The sequence below is a fragment of the Pseudomonas sp. G7(2022) genome (genome assembly GCF_052660475.1).
In genome coordinates this window covers 1,262,777-1,274,251 of the sequence record NZ_CP109659.1, presented here as the reverse complement: position 1 = coordinate 1,274,251, position 11,475 = coordinate 1,262,777, and the positions used below count along the sequence as shown (strand labels likewise).

General features: G+C 59.6%; 10 protein-coding genes. 2 read left to right on the top strand and 8 right to left on the bottom strand.

Annotation, left to right across the window (positions count from 1 at the left end):
* Window positions 1-67: 67 nt before the first annotated feature.
* The 8 genes from rseP to rpsB form a co-directional block, all read right to left on the bottom strand.
* Window positions 68-1,420 carry a sigma E protease regulator RseP gene (gene rseP / locus NE357_RS05635; RefSeq protein WP_169429065.1) on the bottom strand — a complete coding sequence of 451 codons (1,353 nt, stop codon included), beginning with the start codon at window positions 1,418-1,420 and terminating at the stop codon, window positions 68-70.
* 56 nt (window positions 1,421-1,476) lie between these two features.
* Complete coding sequence (ispC, locus tag NE357_RS05630; protein ID WP_169429064.1) at window positions 1,477-2,667, bottom strand: 1-deoxy-D-xylulose-5-phosphate reductoisomerase; 1,191 nt, start codon at window positions 2,665-2,667, stop codon at window positions 1,477-1,479.
* A complete protein-coding gene (locus NE357_RS05625) occupies window positions 2,664-3,470 on the bottom strand; it encodes a phosphatidate cytidylyltransferase (RefSeq protein WP_169429063.1) in 807 nt (268 codons plus the stop codon). Before NE357_RS05625 ends, ispC begins: the two co-directional genes overlap by 4 nt.
* Window positions 3,470-4,225 carry a polyprenyl diphosphate synthase gene (uppS, locus tag NE357_RS05620; protein ID WP_169429062.1) on the bottom strand — a complete coding sequence of 252 codons (756 nt, stop codon included), beginning with the start codon at window positions 4,223-4,225 and terminating at the stop codon, window positions 3,470-3,472. The genes NE357_RS05625 and uppS overlap by 1 nt, the downstream gene beginning before the upstream one ends.
* 14 nt (window positions 4,226-4,239) lie before the next feature.
* Window positions 4,240-4,797 carry a ribosome recycling factor gene (frr, locus tag NE357_RS05615; protein WP_008019552.1) on the bottom strand — a complete coding sequence of 186 codons (558 nt, stop codon included), beginning with the start codon at window positions 4,795-4,797 and terminating at the stop codon, window positions 4,240-4,242.
* Window positions 4,794-5,537 carry a UMP kinase gene (gene pyrH, locus NE357_RS05610; RefSeq protein WP_011332683.1) on the bottom strand — a complete coding sequence of 248 codons (744 nt, stop codon included), beginning with the start codon at window positions 5,535-5,537 and terminating at the stop codon, window positions 4,794-4,796. The genes frr and pyrH overlap by 4 nt, the downstream gene beginning before the upstream one ends.
* Before the next feature lie 210 nt (window positions 5,538-5,747).
* Window positions 5,748-6,611 (bottom strand): translation elongation factor Ts, encoded by an 864-nt coding sequence (tsf, locus tag NE357_RS05605; RefSeq protein ID WP_169429061.1) that lies wholly within the window; start codon window positions 6,609-6,611, stop codon window positions 5,748-5,750.
* A 190-nt stretch (window positions 6,612-6,801) separates the two neighbouring features.
* Window positions 6,802-7,539 (bottom strand): 30S ribosomal protein S2, encoded by a 738-nt coding sequence (rpsB, locus tag NE357_RS05600; protein ID WP_003222119.1) that lies wholly within the window; start codon window positions 7,537-7,539, stop codon window positions 6,802-6,804.
* Between the two features lie 373 nt (window positions 7,540-7,912).
* Between rpsB and map the strand changes: the two genes are divergently transcribed.
* Window positions 7,913-8,695, top strand: coding sequence for a type I methionyl aminopeptidase (gene map / locus NE357_RS05595; RefSeq protein ID WP_169429060.1), 783 nt, complete (start codon window positions 7,913-7,915; stop codon window positions 8,693-8,695).
* Between the two features lie 40 nt (window positions 8,696-8,735).
* Window positions 8,736-11,438, top strand: a complete 2,703-nt coding sequence (locus NE357_RS05590) for a [protein-PII] uridylyltransferase (protein ID WP_169429059.1) — start codon at window positions 8,736-8,738, stop codon at window positions 11,436-11,438.
* Window positions 11,439-11,475: the final 37 nt, after the last annotated feature.

Sequence of the window (11,475 nt, the reverse complement as noted above, 5' to 3'; positions counted from 1 at the left end):
TTTCTTATTCCAACTGGCAATAAACAAACTGCCGCAAAATGCGGCAGATTCGCAATTCAGCGAAGCGTTACAGACGACCCAGGTCGTTGACCAGAGCAAGCAACATCACCCCGACCACCAAACTGATACCGATCTGTATCCCCCAACCTTGCACCCGATCCGACAAGGGACGACCACGCGCCCACTCGATCAGATAAAACAACAAATGCCCCCCATCCAGTACAGGAATGGGCAGCAAATTCAGAACCCCCAGGCTAATACTCAGATAAGCAAGGAAATTCAGGAAATCAGCAACGCCCGACTGGGCAGAAGCGCCCGCCACTTTAGCAATGGTTATCGGTCCACTCAAGTTTTTTACCGAGAGCTCGCCGAACAGCATTTTCTTCAGTGAATCCAGCGTCAGGACACTCATGGTCCAGGTACGACGGGCACCCTCGCCAATCGCGGCCAAAGGGCCGTAGCTGACCTCGCGAATCATCTCCGGTGGCCAGTCGACGGCCTTCACCCCCGCCCCCAGATAACCGCTTGGCGACTTGCTCTCGCCGCGCGCCGCCAGTGTCACCGGGACGTCGATTTGAGCACCGTCGCGCTCGACGCGCAGCATGATTTTGGTATCAGGACGCGTACGTACCGTATCGACGACCTGCTGCCAGTCATCCAGCGCCTTGCCATCAAGGGCCAGAAGGCGATCACCGGTTTTCAGCCCGGCAGCCTGTGCCGGGCCTTTCGGATCGAGCTCAGCGAGCACTGGCGGCAGCGCAGGGCGCCATGGGCGAATACCCAGGGAGCGAATCGGATCCGGCTCGTCAGCCCCTTTGAGCCAATGATCCAGCGCAAGCTCCCGTGGCGAATCAGCAGTAGAGCCCTGCTCGCGCACCAGCACCTGCAGCGAACCACTTTCCCCCAGGCGACGTACCAATTGCAGATTGACCGCAGCCCAGCCGGACGTCGGCTCGCCGTCGATGGCCACGATTTCCTGGCCCGCACTCAGGCCGGCCTTCGCCGCGATACTGCCGGACTCGACTGCACCGATGACCGGACGCACCTGTTCGCTGCCCAGCATGGCCAGCACCCAGAAGAACACCATGGCCAGCAGAAAGTTGGCAACGGGACCGGCGGCGACGATGGCAATGCGCTGACGAACGGACTTGCGATTGAAAGACTGATGGAGCTGATCGGCCGGCACTTCACCTTCACGCTCATCCAGCATCTTGACGTAGCCGCCCAGCGGAATGGCCGCGACGACGAACTCGGTTCCCTGCTTGTCGTGCCAGCGCAGCAACGGCATGCCGAAGCCCACGGAAAAGCGCAGAACCTTGACGCCACAGCGACGCGCGACCCAGAAGTGGCCGAATTCGTGAAAGGTGACCAGCACACCCAAGGCGATCAGGGTGCCGGCAATCATATAGAGCGCGCTCATCTACTTTCTCCGCAATCCTGTTCCGTTCCGCCTGAAGCCGTGTGCTTTCTTCAGGTCTATCGACCGTGGCGAGTCAGCCATTGACCGGCCAGCGTGCGTGCCGCCGCGTCCGCGGTAAACACCGCATCAAGATCATTCAGCGCAACCACCGGCTCGAGATTCAACACTTCCTCGATGATACTCGCGATTTCGAGGTAGCGAACCCGCCCGTCGAGAAACGCTGCTACCGCCACTTCATTCGCGGCATTGAGCATGGCAGGCGCACTGTTGCCCGCCTCGGCTGCCTGACGTGCCAGTCGCAGGCACGGAAAGCGCTTCTCATCGGGTGCCTCGAAATCCAGTCGCGCGATGGCAAACAGATCCAGTGGAGCCACACCCGAATCAATACGCTCCGGCCAGGCCAACGCATTGGCGATGGGGGTACGCATGTCGGGATTGCCCAACTGCGCCAGCACCGAGCCATCCACATAGTCGACCAGGGAGTGAATCACGCTTTGCGGATGGATCACCACCTCGACTTGCGACGGTCGGGCATCGAACAGCCAGCAGGCCTCGATCAGCTCAAGCCCCTTGTTCATCATGCTGGCTGAATCCACCGAGATCTTGCGCCCCATGGACCAGTTCGGATGAGCACAGGCCTGATCGGGTGAAACATGCGCCAGTTCGGCCATCGGCGTCTGCCGGAAGGGACCGCCAGAGGCTGTCAGTAAAATCCGACGCACACCGACATTGCTCAAACCACGGGAAAAATCCTGCGGCATGCACTGAAAAATCGCATTGTGCTCACTGTCGATTGGCAGCAGGACCGAACCGCTCTTGCGCACGGCTTCCATGAACAAGGCGCCGGACATCACCAGCGCTTCCTTGTTCGCCAAAAGAATTTTCTTGCCCGCCTCGACCGCGGCGAGGGTCGGGCGCAGACCGGCAGCACCGACGATGGCCGCCATCACCGCGTCCACCTCGGGAGCAGCCGCCACCTGACACAGCCCCTCCTCGCCCACCAGCACGCGAGTCGACAGACCGGCAGCACGCAGATCGTCCTGCAAGCCACGCGCCGCTGCGACTTCCGGCACCACCGCGAATTGCGGCACATGGCGCACGCACAGGGCAAACAGCTCGCTCAGGCGCGTGAAACCACTCAGGGCAAAAACCTGATAACGCTCAGGATGACGAGCAATGACATCCAGAGTGCTCAAACCGATCGAACCGGTCGCCCCCAGAACGGTAATCTGCTGTGGGCGACTCACGGTGCCGCCATCCACAGCAATACCGCGAATACCGGGATCGCCGCTGTCAGGCTGTCAATCCGGTCCAGTACACCGCCATGACCCGGCAGCAGATTGCTGCTGTCCTTGATGCCGGACTGACGCTTGAACATGCTTTCCGTCAGATCGCCCACCACGGAGATGAACACGATCAGCGCTGCACCGATCAAGCCCTTGAACAATTGCGCGACCGTCCAGTCACGAAACAGCGCAACCAGCGTGGTAATCACCAGGCTCAGCGCCAGACCGCCGTACACGCCTTCCCAGCTTTTGCCCGGACTGACTTGCGGGGCCAGCTTGCGCTTGCCGAAAGCACGACCAGAGAAATAGGCACCGATATCAGCGCCCCAGACCAGCACCATCACGGCCAGGATCTGAAGGTTACCCAGCTGGTTCTGCTTGATGTAGATCAGCCCTTGCCAGGCCGGCAGGAGAATCAGCAGGCCGATCACCAACTTGCTGGCAGCACTGGCCCAGCGCTCGCTGGAGCGCGGATAGGTCAGCACCAGCCAGGTCGCCACCGCCCACCAGATTACCGAGGCACCGAGCACCCAGGGCGCCAGCCCCGGCAGGATGTACATGACGAACAGCATCAGCGCGACGATTGCCGCATAACCAACGCGAAACGATTGCGCAGCGAAACCGGCCAGGCGCGCCCATTCCCAGGCACCCAGACTGACAACCAGGCCGATGAACAGCGCAAAGCCGGATCCCTCGAGCAGGAAAAAACCGCCCAGTGCGATCGGCAGCAGGATCAGCGCAGTGATGATTCGTTGTTTAAGCATTAAACCCGGGCTCCAGCTTCGATCTGCTCGCTCGTTTTACCGAAACGACGCTGACGCGAAGCGAAATCGGCCAGCGCATTACGCATGGCATCGTGTTTGAAGTCCGGCCAGAACAGGTCGGAGAAGTACAACTCGGCATAGGCCAGTTGCCACAGCAGGAAGTTGCTGATGCGGTGCTCGCCGCCCGTGCGGATACACAGGTCCGGCAACGGCAGATCACCGGTCGCCAGACAGGTTTGCAGCAGATCAGGCGTGATGTCTTCAGGACGCAGATGTCCGGCCTGAACCTCGCGAGCAAGACGCTGCGCAGCCTGCGCGATATCCCACTGACCGCCGTAGTTGGCGGCGATCTGCAGAATGAAGCGATTGCTTCCCGCGGTCATGGCTTCCGCTTCGCGCATGGCAGCCTGCAGCTCGGGATGGAAACGCGAACGGTCGCCAATGATGCGCAGGCTGATGTTGTTGTCGTTGAGCCGCTTGGCCTCGCGACGCAATGCCTTGAAGAACAGATCCATCAAGGCACTGACCTCATCGGCCGGGCGCTGCCAGTTCTCACTGGAAAAGGCGAACAGCGTCAGCACCTCGACCCCGGCCTCGGCACACACCTCGATCACCGCCCGCACAGCATCCACACCCGCTTTATGCCCGGCAACACCCGGCATAAAGCGTTTTTTCGCCCAGCGATTGTTGCCATCCATGATGATCGCGACATGGCGCGGCACCGCGGACGGCGCAGTCTGCTTGGTCTTTTCCATTTAAAGCTCGACCCTTATACGGCCATCAGGTCTTTTTCTTTCTCGGCAAGCTTAGCGTCGATTTCGGCCACGAACTTCTTGGTCAGATCATCGATCTCGCCAGTTGCGCGACGCTCTTCGTCTTCGCTGATTTCCTTTTCCTTGACCAGATCCTTCAGCGAGCTGTTGGCATCGCGACGGATGTTGCGCACGGCAACACGGGCATCTTCAGCCACGTCACGCGCCTGCTTGGTGAAGCCGCGACGGGTTTCTTCGGTCAGGGCCGGCATGCTGATCAGCAGCAGCTCGCCAAGGTTGGTCGGGTTCAGGTTCAGACCCGCACTGCCGATCGCCTTGTCGACCGCGCCCAGCATGTTGCGCTCGAACGCCACGACCTGCAGGGTACGAGCGTCCTTGACGGTGATGTTGGCCACTTGCTTGATCGGGGTGTCGGCACCGTAGTACGGAACCATCACGCCTTCCAGAATGCTTGGGTGCGCCTGGCCGGTACGGATGCGGCCGAAGTTGTGAGACAGGGACTCGACAGACTTCTGCATGCGCTCTTTAGCGTCTTTCTTGATTTCGTTGATCATTGTTGAACTTCCTCGATCAGGGTTCCTTCAGCGCCGCCGTGCACGATGTTCAGCAGGGCGCCGGGCTTGTTCATGTTAAATACGCGCAGCGGCATCTTGTGGTCGCGGCACAGGCAGATGGCCGTCAGATCCATTACGCCCAGCTTGCGATCCAGCACTTCATCGTAAGTCAGATGATCGAACTTCTCGGCATGCGGGTCTTTGAACGGGTCGGCAGTATAGACACCATCGACCTTGGTCGCTTTAAGCACGACATCCGCGTCGATTTCGATGGCACGCAGGCAGGCTGCCGAATCCGTGGTAAAGAACGGATTGCCGGTACCGGCCGCGAAAATCACCACGTCCTTGGAGTTCAGGTGACGCATGGCCTTGCGACGATCATAGTGATCGGTCACACCGACCATGGAAATGGCCGACATCACGATGGCCGAGATATTGGCACGTTCCAGCGCATCGCGCATGGCCAGGGCGTTCATCACAGTGGCCAGCATGCCCATGTGGTCGCCCGTAACCCGATCCATGCCGGCCTTGCTCAGAGCTTCACCGCGGAACAGGTTGCCGCCGCCGATCACCAGACCGACCTGAACGCCGATACCGACCAGTTGGCCGACTTCCAGCGCCATGCGATCCAGCACTTTCGGATCGATCCCGAACTCTTCCGAGCCCATCAGGGCCTCGCCGCTAAGCTTGAGTAGAATGCGTTTATAGCGAGCCTGATAACCACTGCCCTGCTGAGCCATTGCGAATCTCTCCTGCGGCGTATTTAAAAAATTCTTTGCGAGCTGTTTGCAGCTGCGTTCACTCTAGCGTGGCGCTGCTTCAGCGCCATCGGAACATGGCTTTGTAAGTCAGTTCCAAGGGGAAACCAATTAAAAATTGGTAACCCTATCTGAAAAGAGGCTGCGCGCGTGAGCGGGCAGCCTCTTTCGGGCGACAGTTGAAAAACCGTCTTATTGCTTGGCGGCAGCCAGCTGTGCAGCAACTTCTTCAGCGAAGTTGTCGACTGGCTTCTCGATGCCTTCGCCTACTTTGAAGTAAGTGAAGGAAACGATTTCAGCGCCGCCTTTCTTGGCCAGCTCGCCAACCTTGATTTCAGGGTTCTTGACGAACGCCTGCTCAACCAGGCTCGCTTCTGCCAGGAACTTGCTGATACGGCCTTTGACCATGTTCTCAACAATGTTTTCCGGCTTGCCTTTGATTTTTTCTTCGTTCAGCTGCAGGAACACAGCCTTTTCACGCTCGATCGCTTCGTTCGAAACCTGCGAAGGCAGCAGGAATTCAGGGTTGCTTGCAGCAACGTGCATCGCGATGTCTTTGGCCAGCTCAACGTCGCCGCCTTTCAGGACAACGGCAACACCGATCTTGTTGCCGTGCAGGTAGGTGCCGACTACGTCACCTTCCACGCGCACCAGGCGACGGATGTTTACGTTTTCGCCTACTTTGGCAACCAGCGCTTCGCGAGCAGCTTCTTGAGAAGCGATCAGCGGAGCTGCGTCGGTCAGCTTGTCAGCGAATGCTTTGTCAACGCTGGCAGCAACGAAGTTTTTGAAGTCGTCCTGCAGAGCCAGGAAGTCGGTCTGCGAGTTGACTTCGATCAGAACGGCAGCCTTGCCGTCGTCCTTGATGGCGATAGCGCCTTCAGCGGCAACGTTGCCGGCTTTCTTGGCAGCCTTGATCGCGCCCGAAGCACGCATGTCATCAATGGCTTTTTCGATGTCGCCGCCAGCCTTTTCCAGGGCCTTCTTGCAATCCATCATGCCTTCGCCGGTACGCTCGCGCAGTTCTTTGACCAACGCTGCAGTAATTGCTGCCATTTTCAAATTCCTCTTGGATAGGTTTTCAACCATTCCACCCGATCGAACGGGCGTTCAATTCTTCCCGAACCTGTTTGTAGCCGCTGCACGTTACAGATGCTGTAGCTGCGCTGCCGACAGATGGTTTTCGAGGTGGCAAAAAGGGGGCCAAGCCCCCTTTTTGCTTACTGAGTCAACGCCAGGGCGTCAATTACTCAGCTGCAGCCTGAGTTTCTTCAGCTGCGAATTCAACAGTACCGCCAGCAACATTGTTGCGACCACGGATTACTGCGTCAGCCATCGAACCCATGTACAGCTGGATAGCGCGGATTGCGTCATCGTTGCCTGGGATGATGTAGTCAACGCCTTCCGGGCTGCTGTTGGTATCGACAACGCCGATGACCGGGATGCCCAGCTTGTTGGCTTCGGTGATCGCGATGCGCTCGTGGTCAACGTCGATCACGAACAGTGCGTCTGGCAGACCGCCCATGTCCTTGATGCCGCCCAGGGAGCGATCCAGCTTCTCAAGATCACGGGAGCGCATCAGCGCTTCTTTCTTGGTCAGCTTGGCGAAAGTACCGTCTTCGGCTTGTACTTCAAGGTCACGCAGACGCTTGATGGAAGCACGGATGGTCTTGAAGTTGGTCAGCATGCCGCCCAACCAGCGGTGATCGACGTACGGCGAACCGCAACGTGCTGCTTCTTCAGCAACGATCTTGCCAGCGGAACGCTTGGTGCCGACGAACAGAATCTTGTTTTTGCCCTGGGCCAGACGCTCTACGAAAGTCAGAGCTTCGTTGAACATTGGCAGGGTTTTTTCAAGGTTGATGATGTGAATCTTGTTACGCGCGCCGAAAATGTACTTGCCCATTTTCGGATTCCAGTAACGGGTTTGGTGACCGAAGTGCACACCGGCCTTCAGCATATCGCGCATGTTGACTTGGGACATGATAGTTCCTTGATAAGTCGGGTTGGGCCTCCACGTATCCCAATGACCAACCCCCGATCCGAGGATCAAAGGCACCCAGGCCATCGTGTCGACACGTGTGTGGGTTAATGCTCCCGGAGCTATCCCCGGAAAGCGGCGCATTTTATACCACAGCAAGGCCGCAAACGGAACCCGGAATCTTTAATCCCGTCAGGGACATGGATGCCGCCCCCTTGGAATCGGCCTTGCGCGCACTATTGTATAGAGAGAAGCGATGCACGCAGGCGCGGATTTGCGCCTTTGGTCTGTTAGAATCGCGTTTTTCAGGGCTGCCAGGCAAAAACCGCCGCCCTGTCCGTATCAGCAAGCGCCGCCGAGCGCAGAGAGAGCCTGTATGACCGTCACCCTCAAAACTCCCGAGGACATCGCTGGCATGCGTGTCGCCGGCCAACTGGCCGCCGATGTGCTGGAAATGATTGCCGAACACGTCAAGCCGGGCGTGACCACCGATGAGCTGAACCGGATCTGCCACGACTACATCGTCGACGTGCAGAAAGCCATCCCTGCCCCGCTCAACTACAAGGGCTATCCGAAGTCGATCTGCACGTCGATCAACCATGTGGTCTGCCACGGCATCCCGAATGACAAGCCGCTGAAAAACGGCGACACCCTGAACATCGATGTCACGGTGATCAAGGATGGCTACCACGGCGACACCAGCCGCATGTTCCACGTCGGCACCGTACCGGTCTGGGCCGAGCGCCTGTCCCAGGTCACCCAGGAATGCATGTACAAGGCGATCGAAATCGTCAAACCCGGCTGCCGCCTCGGCGACATCGGCGAGATCATCCAGAAGCATGCTGAAAAGAACGGCTTCTCCGTGGTGCGCGAGTTCTGCGGTCACGGCATCGGCAAGGTGTTCCACGAAGAGCCGCAGATCCTGCACTACGGCCGTGCGGGCACGGGCATGGAACTGAAGGCCGGCATGACCTTCACCATCGAACCGATGATCAACCAGGGCAAGGCCGACACCAAGGTGCTGGGCGACGGCTGGACCGCGATCACCAAGGACCGCAAGCTGTCGGCACAGTGGGAGCATACTTTGCTTGTCACTGACACCGGCTACGAGATCTTCACCCTGCGCAGCGACGACACGATCCCGCGCGTATCGGCCTGATCCCGACACTGCTCCCAGCCTATAGAAGGAAAGCCAATCAATGCCGCAGGTGGATCCCGAACTCTTCGACCGCGGCCAGTTCCAGGCTGAACTGGCCCTGAAAGCGAGCCCTATCGCCGCGTTCAAGAAGGCGATCCGCCAGGCCCGTGAAGTGCTCGACGCACGTTTTCGTGCCGGCCGCGATATCCGGCGACTGATCGAAGACCGGGCATGGTTCGTCGACAACATCCTGCAAAAGGCCTGGGACCAGTTCGACTGGAGCGAAGACGCCGACATCGCGCTGGTCGCGGTCGGCGGCTACGGTCGCGGCGAACTGCACCCCTATTCCGACATCGACCTGCTGATCCTGCTGGACAGCGCCGATCACGAAATCTTCCGCGATTCCATCGAACGTTTTCTGACACTGCTGTGGGACATCGGCCTGGAAGTCGGTCAGAGCGTTCGGTCGGTCGACGAATGCGCCGAAGAGGCGCGTGCCGACCTGACGGTCGTCACCAACCTGATGGAAAGCCGCACCATCTGCGGCCCCGAGCGTTTGCGTCAGCGCATGCTCGACGTCACCAGCACCGCCCACATGTGGCCGAGCAAGGAATTCTTCCTGGCCAAGCGTGCCGAACAGAAGGCCCGTCACCACAAGTACAACGATACCGAATACAACCTGGAACCCAACGTCAAAGGCTCGCCCGGTGGTTTGCGGGATATCCAGACGATCCTTTGGGTCGCCCGTCGCCAGTACGGCACCCTGAACCTGCGCGCCCTGGCCGGCGAAGGCTTCCTGGTCGAGAGTGAAAACGCCCTGCTGGCGTCGTCCCAGGAATTCCTGTGGAAAGTGCGCTACGCCCTGCACATGCTGGCCGGCCGCTCAGAAGATCGCCTGCTGTTCGATCATCAGCGCACCATCGCCGGGCTGCTGGGGTTTGAAGGCGACGACGCCAAACAGGCCGTCGAAAACTTCATGCAACAGTATTTCCGCGTCGTGATGAGCATTGCCCAGCTCAGCGACCTGATCATCCAGCACTTCGAGGAAGTCATCCTCGCCCCGGAAGACGAAGCGCCGCCGCAGCCGATCAACTCACGTTTCCAGCTGCACGACGGCTACATCGAGGCACGCAACGACAATGTGTTCCGCCGCACGCCGTTCGCCATGCTCGAGATCTTCGTGCTGATGGCCCAGCAGCCGGAGATCAAAGGTGTGCGCGCCGACACCATTCGTCTGTTGCGGGAAAACCGTCACCTGATCGACGACAACTTCCGCAACGACATCCGCAACACCAGCCTGTTCATCGAGCTGTTCAAGTGCAAGATCGGCATCCACCGCAACCTGCGGCGGATGAACCGCTACGGCATTCTCGGGCGCTACCTGCCGGAATTCGGTTTCATCGTCGGGCAGATGCAGCACGACCTGTTCCACATCTATACGGTCGATGCGCATACGCTGAATCTGATCAAGCACCTGCGCAAGTTGCAGTACACCCAGGTGTCGGAGAAATTCCCGCTGGCCGCCAAGCTCATGGCCAAACTGCCGAAACCCGAGCTCATCTACATGGCGGGCCTGTATCACGACATCGGCAAGGGCCGGCATGGCGATCACTCGGAGATCGGCGCGGTCGATGCCGAGGCGTTCTGCCAGCGCCACCAACTGCCGGTGTGGGACAGCCGCCTGATTGTCTGGCTGGTGCAGAACCACCTGGTGATGTCGACCACCGCCCAGCGCAAGGACTTGTCGGACCCGCAGGTGATCCATGACTTCGCCCTGGCGGTCGGTGATGAGACTCGTCTGGATTACCTGTACGTGCTGACCGTGGCCGACATCAACGCGACCAACCCGACCCTGTGGAACTCCTGGCGCGCCAGCCTGCTGCGCCAGCTCTACACCGAGACCAAGCGCGCCCTGCGCCGCGGCCTGGAAAACCCGGTGGATCGCGAAGAGCAGATCCGCCAGACCCAGAGCGCAGCGCTGGATATTCTGGTGCGCGGCGGCACCGATCCGGACGACGTCGAGCAATTGTGGGCGCAACTGGGCGATGACTATTTCCTGCGCCATACCGCCGGCGATGTGGCCTGGCACAGCGATGCGATTCTCCAGCAGCCGGCCGACGGCGGGCCGCTGGTGCTGATCAAGGAAACCACCCAGCGCGAATTCGAGGGCGGTACGCAGATCTTCATCTATGCCCCGGACCAGCACGATTTCTTTGCCGTGACCGTGGCCGCGATGGACCAGCTCAACCTGAACATTCACGACGCCCGGGTCATCACCTCCAGCAGCCAGTTCACCCTCGACACCTATATCGTGCTCGACACCGATGGCGATTCGATCGGCGACAATCCACTGCGGATCAAGCAGATCCGCGACGGTCTGACCGAAGCTCTGCGCAACCCTGACGACTACCCGACGATCATCCAGCGCCGGGTGCCGCGCCAGCTCAAGCACTTTGCCTTTGCGCCGCAGGTGACGATCCACAACGACGCCCAGCGTCCGGTGACGGTGCTCGAACTCACCGCCCCCGATCGTCCGGGCCTGCTGGCACGGATCGGCGGGATTTTCCTGGAGTTCGACCTGTCGCTGCAGAACGCCAAGATCGCCACGCTGGGCGAGCGGGTGGAAGACGTGTTCTTCATCACCGACGCCCACAATCAGCCGCTGTCCGACCCGCTGCTGTGCAGCCGTTTGCAGGATGCCATCGTCGAGCAGCTCAGCGTCAATCAGGAACCCGATATCAACCTGTCGCGCATCAGCATTTGACTGAGCGCCCGGATTCAACCGCTTTGCACGAGATCCC